This is a genomic window from Pseudomonas sp. LBUM1659 (assembly GCF_059716045.1).
In genome coordinates this window covers 4,600,688-4,617,343 of record NZ_CP166797.1, presented here as the reverse complement: position 1 = coordinate 4,617,343, position 16,656 = coordinate 4,600,688, and the positions used below count along the sequence as shown (strand labels likewise).

Annotated in this window: 14 protein-coding genes and 1 pseudogene; 5 read left to right on the top strand and 10 right to left on the bottom strand. The window is 59.6% G+C overall.

Annotation, left to right across the window (positions count from 1 at the left end; all coding sequences use genetic code 11):
* Positions 1-17: 17 nt before the first annotated feature.
* From ACA048_RS20865 to gcl, 6 genes are all read right to left on the bottom strand, one after another.
* Complete coding sequence (locus ACA048_RS20865) at positions 18-932, bottom strand: urea transporter (RefSeq protein WP_497626086.1); 915 nt, start codon at positions 930-932, stop codon at positions 18-20.
* Positions 933-1,049: 117 nt separating this feature from the next.
* Positions 1,050-2,465: a pyruvate kinase gene (gene pyk / locus ACA048_RS20860; RefSeq protein WP_497626085.1), complete on the bottom strand. Its 1,416-nt coding sequence runs from the start codon at positions 2,463-2,465 to the stop codon at positions 1,050-1,052.
* A complete protein-coding gene (locus ACA048_RS20855; RefSeq protein ID WP_497629909.1) occupies positions 2,455-3,735 on the bottom strand; it encodes a glycerate kinase type-2 family protein in 1,281 nt (426 codons plus the stop codon). Before ACA048_RS20855 ends, pyk begins: the two co-directional genes overlap by 11 nt.
* A 174-nt stretch (positions 3,736-3,909) precedes the next feature.
* A complete protein-coding gene (locus tag ACA048_RS20850; RefSeq protein ID WP_497626084.1) occupies positions 3,910-4,800 on the bottom strand; it encodes a 2-hydroxy-3-oxopropionate reductase in 891 nt (296 codons plus the stop codon).
* A 156-nt stretch (positions 4,801-4,956) separates the two neighbouring features.
* A complete protein-coding gene (gene hyi, locus ACA048_RS20845; RefSeq protein ID WP_497626083.1) occupies positions 4,957-5,739 on the bottom strand; it encodes a hydroxypyruvate isomerase in 783 nt (260 codons plus the stop codon).
* Between the two features lie 126 nt (positions 5,740-5,865).
* Positions 5,866-7,641: a glyoxylate carboligase gene (gcl, locus tag ACA048_RS20840; RefSeq protein ID WP_497626082.1), complete on the bottom strand. Its 1,776-nt coding sequence runs from the start codon at positions 7,639-7,641 to the stop codon at positions 5,866-5,868.
* Positions 7,642-7,908: 267 nt separating this feature from the next.
* On the opposite strand from gcl, the gene ACA048_RS20835 reads away from it, so the two are divergent.
* Positions 7,909-8,349, top strand: a complete 441-nt coding sequence (locus ACA048_RS20835; RefSeq protein ID WP_497626081.1) for a GlcG/HbpS family heme-binding protein — start codon at positions 7,909-7,911, stop codon at positions 8,347-8,349.
* A gap of 197 nt (positions 8,350-8,546) precedes the next feature.
* Positions 8,547-9,005: pseudogene (locus tag ACA048_RS20830) on the top strand (REP-associated tyrosine transposase).
* A 116-nt stretch (positions 9,006-9,121) separates the two neighbouring features.
* On the opposite strand, the gene ACA048_RS20825 reads toward ACA048_RS20830, so the two are convergent.
* A complete protein-coding gene (locus ACA048_RS20825; protein ID WP_497626080.1) occupies positions 9,122-9,730 on the bottom strand; it encodes a TetR/AcrR family transcriptional regulator in 609 nt (202 codons plus the stop codon).
* A 134-nt stretch (positions 9,731-9,864) separates the two neighbouring features.
* Between ACA048_RS20825 and ACA048_RS20820 the strand changes: the two genes are divergently transcribed.
* On the top strand, positions 9,865-10,779 hold the full coding sequence (locus ACA048_RS20820) for a DUF808 domain-containing protein (protein ID WP_497626079.1): 915 nt from the start codon (positions 9,865-9,867) through the stop codon (positions 10,777-10,779).
* A gap of 178 nt (positions 10,780-10,957) precedes the next feature.
* Here the strand turns inward: ACA048_RS20820 and ACA048_RS20815 are convergent, their stop codons facing one another.
* Positions 10,958-11,746 carry an MlaA family lipoprotein gene (locus tag ACA048_RS20815; RefSeq protein ID WP_497626078.1) on the bottom strand — a complete coding sequence of 263 codons (789 nt, stop codon included), beginning with the start codon at positions 11,744-11,746 and terminating at the stop codon, positions 10,958-10,960.
* Positions 11,739-13,037 carry a serine/threonine protein kinase gene (locus ACA048_RS20810; protein ID WP_497626077.1) on the bottom strand — a complete coding sequence of 433 codons (1,299 nt, stop codon included), beginning with the start codon at positions 13,035-13,037 and terminating at the stop codon, positions 11,739-11,741. The genes ACA048_RS20815 and ACA048_RS20810 overlap by 8 nt, the downstream gene beginning before the upstream one ends.
* 223 nt (positions 13,038-13,260) lie before the next feature.
* On the opposite strand from ACA048_RS20810, the gene ACA048_RS20805 reads away from it, so the two are divergent.
* On the top strand, positions 13,261-13,629 hold the full coding sequence (locus ACA048_RS20805; RefSeq protein WP_497626076.1) for a hypothetical protein: 369 nt from the start codon (positions 13,261-13,263) through the stop codon (positions 13,627-13,629).
* A gap of 114 nt (positions 13,630-13,743) precedes the next feature.
* Here the strand turns inward: ACA048_RS20805 and ACA048_RS20800 are convergent, their stop codons facing one another.
* On the bottom strand, positions 13,744-15,339 hold the full coding sequence (locus tag ACA048_RS20800) for a glycoside hydrolase family 17 protein (protein WP_497626075.1): 1,596 nt from the start codon (positions 15,337-15,339) through the stop codon (positions 13,744-13,746).
* A gap of 299 nt (positions 15,340-15,638) precedes the next feature.
* Here ACA048_RS20800 and ACA048_RS20795 point away from each other — a divergent pair, with 299 nt between their 5' ends.
* Positions 15,639-16,490: a glycine betaine ABC transporter substrate-binding protein gene (locus ACA048_RS20795; RefSeq protein ID WP_497626074.1), complete on the top strand. Its 852-nt coding sequence runs from the start codon at positions 15,639-15,641 to the stop codon at positions 16,488-16,490.
* Positions 16,491-16,656 lie beyond the last annotated feature (166 nt).

The following is a 16,656-nucleotide window of genomic DNA, read 5'->3' as shown; positions in this document are numbered from 1 at the left end:
AACGCCTGAACCGGGAATCAGCGCAGCCTAGGTTGATTCTCCCCAGGAGCGCAAGGCGCACTGGCGCCCGTCGCTTTTCCGAACACTTGAGCAGCCGTACGGATCAGCCAGCAGGCGAGGATGAATGGCGCGGTCAGCGTGGGCAGACCGATAGCGGCAAACATCGGCGTCAGCAGCAGCGCTAATGCAATGCCGACCAGTGGCAGCCATGGCTGCTGGCGCTGTGAGCTGAAGGCGAGGGCGGCGAGCACGGCGTTATAGCCACCGAGGCCGAGCAGGCCGATGTAGAAGTCGTGGTGCAGCAGGCTCCAACCCATGCCCGCAACAGACGCCAACAACGCCCAGCAGAATGCGCGACGATCAGCGATCAGCAAACCGGCGGCAATCAACGCACCGGCCAGCGGATGACCGAGGAACATCACCTGGCCCAGACCTTTGAGTGGTGCGGCGAGCATGTTCAGTGTGTTGATCTCGATCAAATGCGCCTTGGTCGAGGGCGTGGCGAAACACAGCAGCAACCAGCTCAGCCCCACGAAAGGCGCGGTGTAGGCGGGCAGGTATTGGCTAAGCCGGGCGCGCTTGAGCCACTGTTGAGTGAGCATCGCGCTCAGGCCGCCACAGGCAATGATCACCAGCGGCAGCACGGCGGACCACGGGAAATACAGGCTCAGCAACAAGCCGAGCAGGACGCCGTTGTAGCTGAACAACCCGGCCTGGCGATCAGCCTTGGCGTAGCCGCGACGTTGCGCGGTAAGCAATCCGGCGACGCCACCAAGCAGCGCCCCGCCGAGCAGCGCCGGCGCGGTAAACAGAATGGCCAACAGGCACAGCAGACCCAACAGCGGATGGCGCTGGAGGAATATCTGGCTGAAGCCGTTGAGCAGGGCAGTCGCCCAGTCGGGGCAGTGGGTGTTGAAGTGGTTGGCAGGCATTTTAGTTCTGAGAGTCAGGGGGGACCGTGTAATCGTTCTTCGCTGGCAAGCCAGCTCCTACAGGAATGCGCTGTCCCTGTAGGAGCTGGCTTGCCAGCGAAGGGGCCGGTATGGGCGCTAAATCAATGTCTCAATGCGCAATGAGTTAGTCGACCCCGGCTGCCCAAACGGCACACCCGCGGTGATCAATAGGGTGTCGCCACGCTTGGCCATGCCCTGGGCCTGGGCAATCTCCAGCGCCGTCGAGCACACTTCATCCACTTGTCGCAGCCGATCATTGACCACCGAGTGCACGCCCCACGCCACGGTCAGGCGACGAGCGGTTTGCCGGTTCGGTGTCAGGTTAAGAATCGGCACCGTCGGCCGTTCCCGCGCTGCGCGCAAACTCGACGTGCCGGACTCGCTGTAGTTCACCAGCACCGCCACCGGCAGCACATTGCTGATGCGACGAATCGCACAGCTGATCGCGTCGGAAACCGTCGCCTCAGCTTTCGGCCGGCTCACGTCCAGTTGCGTCTGATAGTCCGGACCGTTTTCCACTTGGCGGATGATCTTGCTCATCATCTGCACGGCTTCCAGCGGGTATTCGCCTGAGGCGGTTTCCGCCGACAGCATCACCGCATCCGCCCCTTCGGCCACGGCGTTGGCCACGTCGGTGACCTCGGCACGGGTCGGGGCCGGGGAGAAACGCATCGACTCCAGCATCTGCGTCGCCACCACCACGGGTTTTCCGAGCTGACGGCAGATGCTGATGATGTTTTTCTGAATCTGCGGCACGCTTTCGGCCGGCACTTCGACGCCCAGATCACCGCGAGCAACCATGATCGCGTCGCTCAATTCAGCGATTTCGCGAAGCTGAGTCACCGCCGATGGCTTCTCGATTTTCGCCATCAAAAACGCTTTGTCGCCGATCAGTTCGCGGGCTTCGCGGATATCTTGCGGACGTTGTACAAACGACAACGCGACCCAGTCCACACCCAACTCCAGACCGAAGCTCAAATCACGGCGATCCTTGGCGGTCAGCGGGCTTAGCTCCAACACCGCTTGCGGCACGTTCACGCCTTTACGGTCCGACAGTTCACCGCCGTTGAGCACGGTGGTGTCGATGGCGTCGGAGTACTTGGTGACCACGCGCAGACGCAGCTTGCCGTCGTCCAGCAGCAGGTCCATGCCCGGCTCCAGCGCCGCGATGATTTCCGGGTGAGGCAGGTTAACGCGGTGTTCATCGCCTGGCGTCGGGTCCAGGTCCAGACGCAGGGCTTGACCGCGATGCAGTTGCACCTTGCCTTCGGCAAATTTGCCGACTCGCAGTTTCGGGCCTTGCAGGTCCATCAGAATGCCCAACGGATAATTCAGCTGGCGCTCGACTTCACGAATCCACTGGTAGCGCTGCGCATGGTCGGCGTGATCACCGTGGCTGAAGTTCAGGCGGAAAATGTTGACCCCGGCCTGCACCAGTTCGCGGATGTCGTCGATGCCTTCGGTGGCAGGGCCGAGGGTGGCGAGAATTTTAACCTTCTTGTCAGGCGTCATGTTTAGGGCTCTCGAGAATCAGAATGGCGCGGAAGTCGTTGACGTTGGTGCGGGTCGGCTCGGTAACGATCAGTGCGTCGAGCGCCTCGAAATAGCCGTAGCCATTGTTGTTGTCGAGTTCATCGCTGGCGCTCAGACCGAGGGCGGCGGCGCGGGCGTAGCTGTCCGGGGCCATGATTGCGCCGGCGTTGTCTTCGGAGCCGTCGATGCCATCGGTGTCGCCAGCCAGCGCGTACACGCCTGGCAAGCCTTTGAGGCTATCGGTCAGGCTCAGCAGGAATTCGGCATTGCGCCCGCCACGGCCATTGCCGCGCACGGTCACGGTGGTTTCACCGCCCGACAGAATCACGCACGGCGCCGCCAATGGCTGACCGTGCAGGACTACTTGCCGCGCAATGCCGGCGTGAACCTTGGCCACTTCGCGGGATTCGCCTTCCAGATCGCCGAGGATCAACGGGCTGAAACCGGCCTGCCGCGCTTTCACCGCTGCCGCTTCAAGCGACTGTTGTGGACGGGCTATCAACTGGAAATGACTGCGTGCGAGGCTCGGATCGCCGGGTTTGACCGTCTCCGATTCCGGGCTTTGCAGCCAGTTACGCACCGAGGCCGGAACTTCGATGCCATAGCGCTTGAGGATCGCCAGCGCTTCAGCCGAAGTGCTGGGGTCGGCCACGGTCGGTCCCGAAGCGATGACCGTGGCGAGGTCGCCCGGCACATCGGAAATCGCATAGGTATAAACAGTGGCGGGCCAGCAGGCTTTGCCGAGGCGGCCGCCCTTGATCGCCGAGAGGTGCTTGCGCACGCAGTTCATCTCGCCGATGGTCGCGCCGGATTTGAGCAGGGCTTTGTTGATTGATTGCTTGTCGGCCAGGGTGATGCCCGCCGCCGGCAGCGCCAGCAGTGCGGAGCCGCCGCCCGAGAGCAGGAAGATCACGCGGTCGACCTCGGTCAGGTTGCTGACCAGTTCAAAAACACGCTTGGCGACGGCCTGACCGGCCGCGTCAGGTACCGGATGGGCCGCTTCGACCACTTCGATTTTTTCGCACGGGGCGCCGTGACCGTAACGCGTCACCACCAACCCGCTCACTTCACCCTGCCAGCAACGCTCGACCACCTGAGCCATGGCGGCGGCGGCTTTGCCGGCACCGATGACGATCACCCGACCGCTACGATCTTTGGGCAAATGGGCTTCGAGGACTTGCTGCGGATGTGCAGCGTCGATGGCTGTAGCGAACAGCTCGCGCAGGAATTGTTGCGGATCGACCGACATGGCGGGCTCCCGGGGTTTCTTGTTATTGAAGTTATCGAACGGTGCACGATCCCTGTAGGAGCAAGGCTTGCCCGCGATGCAGACGGTGTGGTGTTTCTGTTGCACCGAGGCGATTCCATCGCGGGCAAGCCTTGCTCCCACAGAGGGCCAGTCAGGCCCTCTGTAACGCAGGGCTTACTTATCGCGAATCGAGAAATTCGCCATGTGTTCCAGGCCCTTGATCAGCGCCGAGTGGTCCCAGTTACTGCCACCGATGGCCGCGCAGGTGCTGAACACTTGCTGGGTGTTGGCGGTGTTCGGCAGGTTGATGTTCAGCTCCTTGGCACCTTGCAGGGCCAGGTTCAGGTCCTTCTGGTGCAGGCTGATGCGGAAGCCTGGGTCGAAGGTGCCTTTGATCATGCGCTCGCCGTGCACTTCAAGAATCTTCGAGGAAGCGAAACCGCCCATCAGCGCTTCACGCACCTTGGCCGGGTCAGCGCCGTTTTTCGAGGCGAACAGCAGGGCTTCGGCCACGGCCTGAATGTTCAGCGCCACGATGATCTGGTTCGCCACTTTGGCGGTTTGACCGTCGCCGTTACCGCCCACCAGGGTGATGTTCTTGCCCATGGCCTGGAACAGCGGCAGGGCGCGTTCGAAGGCATCTGCGTCGCCGCCGACCATGATGCTCAGGCTCGCAGCCTTGGCACCGACTTCGCCGCCAGACACTGGCGCGTCGAGGTACTGCGCGCCTTTTTCATTGATCCTGGCCGCGAAGGTTTTGGTGGCGGTGGGCGAGATCGAGCTCATGTCGATGACGACTTTGCCTTTGCTGACGCCGGCTGCAACGCCGTCGGCGCGGAACAGTACGTCATCGACCTGCGGAGTGTCCGGCACCATGACGATGATGAATTCGGCTTCTTGTGCGACTTCTTTCGGGTTCGCCAGGGCGATGGCGCCAGCGGCTACCAGGTCGGCAGGCGCGGCGTCGTGGTGCGCCGACAGGAACAGGCTGTGACCGGCTTTCTGCAGGTTCAACGCCATTGGGTGGCCCATGATGCCGGTGCCGATAAATCCGATTTTAGCCATGACAAATTCCTCTTGTTTTTATTGCTGCTTCAAGCAAATAGGGGAGCACTGCTTTTGTAGGAGCCGGCTTGCCGGCGAAGAGGCCATCACATCCAGCCTCTTTGATTGGCCGTGACATTGCCTTCGCTGGCAAGCCAGCTCCTACGGGGATCTGTGTCAGATCGCGTTGTGGGTTTTCAGCCAGCCCAGGCCTGCTTCAGTGGTGGTCAGCGGCTTGTATTCGCAACCCACCCAACCCTGATAACCGATGCGGTCCAGGTGCTCGAACAGGAAGCGGTAGTTGATTTCACCAGTGCCCGGTTCGTTGCGCCCTGGGTTGTCGGCCAACTGGATGTGATTGATCTCGCCCAGGTGCGATTGCATGGTGCGGGCCAGGTCGCCCTCCATGATTTGCATGTGGTAGATGTCGTATTGCAGGAACAGGTTGGCGCTGGCGACCTGTTCGCGAATCGACAGGGCTTGCGCGGTGTTGTTCAGGTAGAAACCCGGGATGTCGCGGGTGTTGATCGCTTCCATCACCAGTTTGATGCCCGCCGCTTGCAGCTTGTCGGCCGCGTACTTGAGGTTGGCGACGAAGGTTTTTTCCACGGTGGCATCATCGACGCCTTGTGGACGAATACCGGCCAGGCAGTTGACCTGGGTGTTGCCCAGCACTTGCGCATAAGCAATCGCCAGATCGACACCGGCGCGGAACTCGTCAACCCGATCCGGCAGGCACGCGATACCGCGTTCGCCCTTGGCCCAGTCGCCGGCCGGCAGGTTGAACAGCACTTGGGCCAGACCGTTGGCATCAAGCTTGGCTTTGATGTCGGCGGAGCTGAAGTCGTAAGGGAACAGGTATTCGACACCACTGAAGCCGGCTTTGGCGGCCGCTTCGAAACGGGCAAGAAAATCCTGCTCAGTGAACAGCATGGACAGGTTGGCTGCGAAACGCGGCATGGTGGTCTCCCGTTTTAAGTTCTCGTTCCCACGCTCTGCGTGGGAATGCCTCTATGGACGCTCTGCGTCCGCTTGGGACGCGGAGCGTCCCGGGCTGCATTCCCACGCGGAGCGTGGGAACGATCATCAATCGAGCAACGAAATCGCCGTTGGCGCATCGTTGCCGACCAGCGCCAGGTCTTCGAATTCGTTGATGGCGTTGATCTCGGTGCCCATTGAAATGTTGGTCACGCGCTCCAGAATAATTTCGACGATCACCGGCACCTTGAACGCTTCGATCAGCTCCTGAGCTTTGCGCAGGGCAGGTTGAATCTGATCCGGTTCAAACACACGCAGTGCCTTGCAGCCGAGACCTTCGGCCACCGCGACGTGATCGACACCGTAACCGTTGAGTTCCGGAGCGTTCAGGTTATCGAAGGACAGTTGCACGCAGTAGTCCATGTCGAAACCGCGCTGAGACTGACGAATCAGCCCCAGGTACGAATTGTTTACCACGACGTGGATATACGGCAGTTTGAACTGCGCGCCCACTGCCAACTCTTCGATCATGAACTGGAAATCATAGTCGCCCGACAGCGCCACGACCTTACGGGTCGGGTCCGCCTTGACCACGCCCAGTGCCGCCGGAATGGTCCAGCCCAAGGGACCTGCCTGGCCGCAGTTGATCCAGTGACGCGGCTTGTAGACGTGCAGGAACTGCGCGCCGGCAATTTGCGACAGACCAATGGTGCTGACGTAGCAGGTGTCTTTGCCGAACACCTGGTTCATCTCTTCATATACGCGCTGCGGCTTGACCGGCACGTTGTCGAAGTGAGTCTTGCGTTGCAGGCTGGCTTTGCGCTGCTGGCAGTCTTGCAGCCAGGCACTACGGTTCTTCAGCTTGCCGGCGGCTTGCCATTCGCGAGCGACTTCGATGAACACGGTCAGCGCGGCAGCAGCGTCGGACACGATGCCCAGGTCCGGGTTGAACACGCGGCCGATCTGGGTCGGTTCGATGTCGACGTGAATGAACTTGCGACCTTCGGTGTACACGTCGATCGAGCCGGTATGGCGGTTAGCCCAACGGTTGCCGACGCCCAACACCACGTCGGATTTGAGCATCGTCGCGTTGCCGTAGCGGTGCGAGGTTTGCAGACCGACCATGCCTACCATCAGCGGGTGATCGTCCGGGATGGTGCCCCAGCCCATCAGGGTCGGGATCACTGGAATGCCGGTCAGCTCGGCGAACTCGACCAGCAAGTCGCTGGCGTCTGCATTGATGATGCCGCCACCGGCCACCAGCAATGGACGCTCAGCCTGATCGAGCATGGCCATGGCCTTCTCGATTTGCACGCGGTTAGCGGTGGGCTTGGCCAGCGGCAGCGGTTGGTAAGCGTCGATGTCGAACTCGATTTCCGCCATTTGCACGTCGAACGGCAGGTCGATCAGCACCGGGCCTGGGCGGCCGGAGCGCATTTCGTAGAAGGCTTTCTGGAACGCGTAAGGCACCTGGCCCGGTTCCATGACCGTGGTTGCCCACTTGGTCACTGGCTTGACGATGGTGGTGATGTCGACGGCCTGGAAATCTTCCTTGTGCATACGGGCGCGGGGGGCCTGGCCGGTAATGCAGAGGATTGGGATCGAGTCCGCCGAGGCGCTGTAGAGCCCGGTGACCATGTCCGTACCGGCAGGGCCGGAAGTGCCGATGCACACGCCAATGTTGCCGGCCTTGGTGCGGGTGTAACCCTCGGCCATGTGCGAGGCGCCTTCAACGTGGCGAGCGAGGACGTGATCGATGCCACCGACCTTCTGCAAGGCGGAGTACAGCGGGTTGATCGCGGCGCCCGGGATGCCAAAAGCGGTATCAACCCCTTCACGGCGCATCACCAGAACGGCGGCTTCGATTGCTCTCATTTTGCTCATGGTTTTGTGCCTCTTACGTTTTGTAATTGTATACAAGTGGCTTTGCGCAGAGTGTATTCACGGCGGACGGCGCAGGTCAATCCATTTTCTCAAGCGCTTGTTTCATTCGTCTGAAGCCCCGTCTTGTGTGGCTTTTCGTCGCATGTGGCACTTTTCGAGAATTATTGTATACAAAAAAATAACTCATTGTGTTCTATTTGTTGCATCGGACTGCGGCACAACGGCGCAGTCCAACGGCTTTCCGAAAAACAAAATGAGGACGGCACCATGAGCGCTTTAACCTTGAAAGTCGCAGTCAACCTGATCAACCAGGCCCTCTCTGCAGGGCGTGCAATTTCGGCGGCTCCATTAACCATTGCGGTACTGGATGCCGGCGGGCATCTGATCACCCTGCAACGCGAAGACGGCGCCAGCCTGCTACGCCCGCAGGTCGCCATCGGCAAAGCCTGGGGCGCAATCGCACTGGGCAAAGGCTCACGCTTACTGGCGCTGGATGCGCAACAACGTCCGGCGTTTATCGCGGCCCTTAATAGCCTGGGGCAGGGCAGCGTGGTGCCAGCACCGGGTGGCGTGCTGATTCGGGATCAGGCGGGGGGTGTGCTGGGGGCGGTTGGCATCAGCGGGGATCTTTCGGATGTTGATGAGCAATGTGCGATCACTGCGATCGAGGCGCTGGGGTTGACGGCGGATGCTGGGGTTACGGCTTGATTAGTGGGTGATTGATCCACCGCTTTCGCGAACAGACCGGCTTCTACAGTGGATCTTTGGTGTTGCAGAAATCCAGTGTGGGAGCGGGCTTGCTCGCGAAGGCGGCCTCACAGACACATCTAGCTAAAAGTCTGCCTTACCCTCATGCATTCATCGGTCTAGCCTTCTCATGTCTTACTTATGAGGAGGGCAAAGGAATGCCTGAACTGTTTGCTTCACATCGCCTGCGAATCGGTCGTTTTGCTCAACAAAACCGGATCTGCCATCTGACTGCCAACACACTCAAACGGGAACCTGTCTTCAGGGACTATGTCTTGGGCAGGAAGGTTGTGCACCAATTCAGGAAAGTGCAGGAACAAGGCTTCGCCGATTCCTTGGCTTACGTCGTGATGCCTGACCATTTTCACTGGCTGATACAACTGCACCGAGGTTCACTCGGGGAGTTGATGTGCCAGACCAAATCGTTGACTGCGCGATCAATCAATGCGGCGACGGGTAGAAAGGGAGGCCTGTGGCAGTAAGGTTTTCATGATCACTCGCTACGACAGGAAGAAAGCCTGGTCAGGATTGCACGGTATGTCGTTGCCAACCCATTGCGGGCGAGACTGGTTGAAAAGCTGGGCGACTATCCGTTGTGGGATGCGATCTGGGTTTGATTTGTAACCGAGTCGCCCCCTTCGCGAGCAAGCCCGCTCCCACATTTAACCGAGTTTCAAGTGGAGAGCGCGGTCGAGTGTCGGAGCGGGCTTGCTCGCGAAGGAAGCGCCGCGGTCTATCTGTCCGGCTCACACCCCTTGAGCACCAACCGAATAATCGTCTGCGCCGCCGCCTCATAATCCGCGTCATCCAGCTTGGCTTTGCCGGTAATCGCGGTGATCTGCCAGTCAAAGTCGGCATAGGTCTGGGTCGCGGCCCAGATGCTGAACATCAGGTGGTTGGGGTCGATGGCGGCGATCTGGCCGCGGTCGATCCAGGTCTGGATGCAGTCGATATTGTGCTTCGCCTGGCGGTTGAGCTGTTCGACCAGATCAGGACTCAGGTGTGGGGCGCCGTGCATGATTTCGCTGGCGAATACCTTGGAGGCGAACGGCAAGTCGCGAGAGATACGGATTTTCGAGCGGATGTAGCCGCTCAGCACTTCGCTGGGTTCACCGTCGGCGTTGAACGGTGTCGAGGCCTGCAGAATCGGCTCGATGATACTTTCCAGGACCTCGCGGTAGAGGTTTTCCTTGGATTTGAAGTAGTAGTAGACGTTGGGCTTGGGCAAACCCGCCTTGGCTGCGATGTCACTGGTTTTGGTCGCAGCGAAGCCCTTGTCGGCAAATTCCTCACTGGCGGCACGCAGGATCAGTTCTTTGTTGCGCTCGCGGATAGTGCTCATAAACCAGGGGGTTCCTTGCCTGTTCTGGCGGTTGCGCATGGTATCACCGGCCTCGCGCGGCGCTCAAGAATGCCCCGTGTGGCGTGCCGCCGCGCTATGCTGCTTGGCATTCATTCAAGAAGGAAACCTGATTCATGGCAGGAAGCAGTTTGCTGGTGCTGATCGATGACATCGCCGCGGTACTCGACGATGTGGCTTTGATGACCAAATTGGCCGCCAAGAAGACCGCCGGTGTGCTCGGCGACGATCTGGCGCTCAACGCCCAGCAGGTCAGTGGTGTACGCGCCGAGCGAGAAATCCCGGTGGTCTGGGCCGTCGCCAAGGGCTCGTTTTACAACAAACTGATCCTGGTGCCATCGGCATTGGCGATCAGTGCGTTCATTCCATGGTTGGTTACCCCGTTATTGATGGTCGGCGGCGCGTACCTGTGCTTTGAAGGTTTCGAAAAACTCGCGCACAAATTCCTGCACAGCAAGGCCGAGGACCAGGCCGAACATGCTGAGCTGGTTGAAGCAGTGGCGGATCCAGCAGTCGATCTGGTGGCCTTCGAGAAGGACAAGATCAAGGGCGCGGTGCGTACTGATTTCATCTTGTCGGCAGAAATCATCGCCATCACCCTCGGCACCGTGGCGGATGCCCCGCTGACCCAGCAAGTGATCGTGCTCTCGGGCATTGCCGTCGTCATGACCATCGGCGTGTATGGCTTGGTGGCGGGCATCGTCAAACTCGACGACCTTGGTTTGTGGTTGACCCAAAAGCCGGGCCAGATGGCCAAAAGCATCGGCGGCGTCATTTTGCGAGCAGCGCCGTACTTGATGAAAAGCCTGTCGGTGATTGGTACGGCAGCGATGTTCCTGGTGGGCGGCGGGATCCTGACTCACGGCGTGCCGGTGGTTCATCACTGGATCGAAAGCGTCAGCGCGGGGGCGGGCGGTGCCGGGTTTATTGTGCCAACGTTACTGAATGCGGTGGCGGGGGTAGTGGCGGGTGCGGTGGTGTTGGCGGGGGTGATGGTTGCCAGCAAAATCTGGAAAGCGCTGAAAGGCTAAAGTCGGGCATCGTCCAAATGTGGGAGTGAGCCTGCTCGCGAAGAGGCAGTGTCAGTCGCCATCAATGTTGACTGATACACCGCTTTCGCGAGCAGGCTCGCTCCCACATTAGATCTGCGACAGGCATGAAAAAGGCCATTCGACTCACATCGGATGGCCTTTTTTGTTGCCGCCGGATTTACTCGGCGATCTGCAACTTGCGCGCCTCGGTGTACACGAACCGCACTTTGTCGTACTCGAACGGGGAGTTCAGCTGGCCATAACGGAAGTTGGTCTGGTTGCGTTTGTCGATGCCGCGCAGGATCCAGACTTCAGGATGGTTTGAGCTGACTTCAGAAACGTTCAGGAAGTTGATTGCCGACTCTACGGTGAAATCGACCGCCAGTCCGCCTGTGTCGCGGATGTTGGAAGGGCCGAGGATTGGCAAGACCAGGTAGGCGCCTCCCGGTACACCGTAGAAACCCAGGGTCTGACCGAAGTCTTCGTTCTGGCGTGGCAGGCCCATGGCGGTGGCCGGGTCCCACAGGCCAGCGATGCCGATGGTGGTGTTGAGCAGCAGGCGCCCGGTGGTTTCCATCGAGCGCTTGCCTTTGAACTGCAACAGGCTGTTCACAAGGTTCGGCACATCGCCGAGGTTGTTGAAGAAGTTGCTGACGCCGGTGCGCAGGAAGCTTGGGGTGATATAGCGATAGCCGTCGACTACGGGCAGGAACACCCATTGATCGAAGCGGTAGTTGAAGTGATAAACCCGACGGTTCCACTCTTCCAGCGGGTCGTAGACGGCCAGCGCGTTGAGCGTCGAGCGTTCGAACTCGCGCTGATCCAGTCCCGGGTTGAATTTGAGTTTGCTCAGCGGTTCCTTGAAACCGTCACTGTCGACCACAACAGGCGCGTTGGCTTTGCTGTTGTCGGCATTGGCGACGCCTGCACAGAGTAACGCGGCAATTAGCAGGAGGTATTTAGCCACGGAAGAACTCCAGCATGGCGTCGCTGTTGACGCGGTAGTTAAGGTTGCCGCAATGGCCGCCGTATGGATAAACGGTCAAACGATCGCCGAAAGTCTTGCGCAGAAAGCCGAGGTCGCCAGGGCCAAGGATCACGTCGTCGGCGTTGTGCATGACGGCGATTTTCGGGCTGTTGTGCAAGTAGTCCTTGAGGGCGTAGAGGCTCACCTGGTCGATCAGTTGCAGCAGGCTGCCGCCGTCGGTGCGGGCGCGCCACATCGGGATGAGCTGTTCAGCGATGTAGCAGTCGAAGTCGCACTGCAGCGCACGCTTGAGGAATGGCGTGAGGCTGGTGCCATCGGTGATCGGGAACTTCGGTGGCGTGATCAGGCCGCGACGGTTGATCAGGTCCGAGGTGAAGGCAATGTCGGCCGCCGAGAAGCGGAACGACGTGCCGATCAGCATGGCCAACTGTTCATTGGTCAGGTGCTCCTTGGACTGCTGGAAGTCGTAGAGCAGGGCATCGTTGAGATCGATGTAGCCTTTCTCCTGGAAGTAGCGGGTCAGTTTGTTCAGTACCAGCTCATAGAACGTGGTGGTGCTGTTGATGCCCTTGACCTCGGTCTGGACCAGCTTGTCCAGGTTGGTGATCGAGGTGTACAGATTGACTGGCGGGTTGAGCAGCAAGACTTTCTTGAAGTTGAAACTGCGACGTGTCTCGTCCAGGTGCGCGACAAACGCCGCGTCCAGTGCACCCAGGCTGTAACCGGTCAGGTAGTAATCGGTGATCGGCAGTTTCGGGTTTTGTGCCCGCACGGCCTGCATCACCCGGTACATGTCTTCGGCGTCTTCTTTGGTGATGCCTGGCGTCGCGAAGCGCGAAGCGGCGCTGATGAAGTCGAAACTGGTCGGCGACGACAGTTGCACCACGTGGTAGCCGGCCTGGTAGTAAAGCTTCTTCAGGTATTCGTTGAGGCTGCTGTCATAGCGTGCGCCGGTGCCGGCAATCAGGAAGATCAGCGGTGCGGGTTTATCTTGCGTAGCGATGCGGTAGGTAAGGTTCTTCACCGCCCAGAAGTTCTCTGGCAGTTCGAATGCACGCTCCGGGCGCAGCGTGATGGTGCGATCGTCCTGATTGATGTCGGCGTCCAGTGGCAATTCCGGACGCAGGTCTGGAGGTGTCGTGGCGATGGTTGCCTCGAACGGGTTGGTGATGGGGTAGCCATAACTGGCGGCGTCGATATCGACCGCCAGTGCGGACGCACTCAATATAAGGCCGCCAAAGAGGGCGGCGAAGCGCAAGGAACGGAGCATGACTAGATCCCTTAGAAGAAGGTGCCGAATGAAGTTCGCAGGCTATGACCATCGGGGTTGCGCCAAAGTGCCACGCATCGGCACCAAAGAGGCTTATTTCGGGGTAATAGTAGCTGGACGATACACTTAGCAGCGATTTCGTGACCAGTTTTATGTTGCTCACGTTTGCATACCGCTTAAGGGGGATTAAGCTGGCCGCCGTTTTCGCCTATTGGAGTGTTTCATGTCCCGCCGTCTGCCCGTGGTTTTGCTGCTCGTTTTGCTGCCTTTATGGCTGGCCGCCAGTTACGGCGCGCGTTATGGCTTCATGGAGGATGCGCAGTGGGTGGGCCTCTGCGTCGACGAGGCGAGCCGCTGGGAATGTGCGGTTCGTTCGAACCTGGGCTTGATGATTCACTTCAGTGTGTTGGGCTGGGCGGCGATCGCGGCGGCTGTGCTCGGCTTCGTGCTGCCGGGCCGTGCCGGGTGGTGGCTGGCGGTGCTGGCGCTGGTGTTCGGGTTTCCGGCGTTGGCGTTGTACAACACGACGCTGGCTGTTTTTGCGGTGGTGATTGCAGGGTTGCGTCTGGTTAGGGAACGCCGCGGCGCCTGATAGTCAGTCATCTCGAGCAGGCTCGCTCCCACATTGACCGGGTTCTTCAGCAGAAACGCGGTTAATTGTAGGAGTGAGCCTGCTCGCGATGGGGCCGGCAGCCGCACTGAGAATTTAAGCTTTGCGAACCCGCAAACTGCGCCACAACGCGGCAATCATTAGTACACTCACCAGCGCCCAACCCCAGGCTTGCTGGTTCTGCAAGCCTTCACGGTACAGCTGCGGCGCAATGCCTGCGCCAATAATGAAGGTCAGCAACGCAATTTCCCGACGTGGCACGTTCACCGGGCGGCACAGGTAAACCAGTGCCGGCAGGATAAATGCCACGCTCGGGAAGCTGCGATAACGCGGATCGAACACCAGCTCCAGCATCATCACCGCCGCGGCAAACCCCGCCGTCGCGAGCAGCCAGCCAGCCCGACGCTCCAGCGTGTTGAATGCCCGCTCACGCCAACCGGTGCGTGCGCTCAACGTCAGCGCTGCATGCGCCAGCACCAGCAGATTCAAAGCCGTCAGCAGCGCCACCCACAACCATTCACTCGCAAACCGCGTGGTAACCCGGGCCAGATCACCCCAGGCGCCAATCGAGCAAGCCGCCAGCGCGCCGAGCAGTGGCAGCACAAGCGCCGCGCGAGTGCTGCGAACGCGACCGCCGAGGATTAGCGTGCCGAGGAAAATCAAGCCACCCACCGCGAGCCATTGCGACCAGTACGGCACGTTAGTCACCGGACCTGCCAGTACGCCCTTGTCCTGACGATCCGCGTCGAACAGTCCCCAGTAACCGCCGACCGCACCTTCGCTGGCACGTTTCCACGGCTGGTCGAAGGCTTCGATCAGGTTGTAATGCCAGCCTTGCTGTTCCGCCATGACGACAAAACCGCGAATGAATTTGGCTTCATTGACCCGGCTCGGCAGGGCGGTCTCACGTTGACGGCCTTCGCTCGGCCAGCCGGTTTCCCCGATCATCACGTCTTTGGGTGCGAACTTGTTGCCGAACACCTGACGCACTTCGGCCACATGTTGCAGGGCCGCGTCGATGTTCGAGGGGTTATCTTCCCAGTACGGAAGCAAGTGGATGGTCAGGAAGTCGACCGCCGGGGCGATTTCCGGGTGCTTGAGCCAGAATTCCCAGACGTCGGCATAAGTGACGGGCTGTTTGACCTGGCTTTTGACTTTGTTAATCAGCTTGGCCAGCTGCGAGCCGGTGACCTCTTTGCGCAGCAGGGTTTCGTTGCCGACGATGACCGCGGTCACCACGTCGGCGTTGGTATTCGCCGAGGCGATCAGCAGGTCGACCTCTTTCTCGGTGTCGACCGGATTGCTGTTGACCCAAGCGCCAATCATCAGTTTCAGACCGTGCTTGCGTGCCAGATCAGGGATGGCCTCCAGACCGGTCATGGAATAGGTGCGGATGCATTCGAAGCTTTTGGCGAGCAGCGCAAGGTCGGCGTCCATGCGTTCCGGGCGCAATTTGAACGGCTGATCGAAAGGTGATTGATCCTTGTCGAACGGGGTGTAGGAGGCGCATTGCAGCTTGTGCGTCGCGCTCGCTACGTCCGGCAGGTTCACCGGTTTGCCCAGGCCGTACCAGAAGCCGACGAAGGCAAACAGCCCCAGCACGCAGGCGAATAAATAAGCAGAAAAAGGAAAACGTGATGTTGCGGGCATGGTCAGGCCGTCTGGGAGCAAAGCCGCGCATGTTACCTGCATTTGCCACAGATCAGGTGTCCCGCATAACTTTGACATGCAAAGTTCGGGCGGATTGGTCGGGGTGTTTGCGCTGGCCAAAAATTATGGCGTTCTGATGTCGTTTCTCGCTGCCTTGAGGTCGCTGGTAGAGCAGGTCGCATTTGTCCTGAGGTTGATTATCGACGCATCAGTGCTCTCATAGAAAATCACGCTGATGTTCGAACGAGTTTGCGGTGGGCGTGATGGGGGCGCTGTGCACCATAACTATACGTTGACGCGACTCGGCATCCGTCGAGCGCAGCACTTTCGGGGAAGTAACGATGAAGATGCGACGACTTTTAGGCGCAGGTGCCGCTCTGGTACTTGCGATTGGCTCCACCATGGCCAGCGCCGAGAGCAAGACCCTGAGCATCGGTTACGTTGACGGTTGGTCCGACAGCGTCGCGACGACTCACGTAGCGGCAGAGGTGATCAAGCAGAAGCTGGGTTATGACGTGAAGCTGCAAGCCGTCGCTACCGGGATCATGTGGCAGGGTGTGGCCACCGGCAAACTCGACGCCATGTTGTCGGCCTGGCTGCCGGTGACACACGGTGATTATTGGACCAAGTACAAGGATCAAGTCGTTGATTACGGTCCGAACTTCAAAGATGCAAAAATCGGATTGATCGTGCCGGAGTACGTCAAGGCCAAAACCATCGACGATCTGAAAACCGACGACAGCTTCAAAAATCGCATTGTCGGCATCGACGCCGGTTCAGGCGTGATGCTCAAGACCGAACAGGCCATCAAGGACTACGACCTGACCGGGTATCAACTCAAGGCCAGTTCCGGCGCCGGCATGATTGCCGAGCTGACCCGTGCCGAGAAGAAAAACGAATCCATCGCGGTGACCGGTTGGGTGCCGCACTGGATGTTTGCGAAGTGGAAACTGCGCTTCCTGGACGATCCGAAAGGCGTTTATGGCGCCGCTGAAACTGTAAATAACATCGGCAGCAAAGAACTCGCCACCAAAGCGCCGGAAGTGGCCAAGTTCCTGAAAAACTTCCAGTGGGCGTCGAAAGACGAAATCGGCGAAGTCATGTTGGCGATTCAGGATGGCGCCAAGCCGGAAGCCGCTGCGAAAGATTGGGTGGCCAAACACCCGGAGCGCGTTGCCGATTGGACCAAATGATTTGAGCTGACGCGTCTGGTCAGCACCTTAAAGGGCTGCTTGGCATTACTGCCAAGCGGCCTTTTGCTTTTCTGTAGGAGCCCGGCTTGCCGGCGATGTCAGCCTCAAGATCGCCATCGCTGGCAAGCCGGGCTCCTACAGGGAACAAAACTGTCATGTCGTTCTA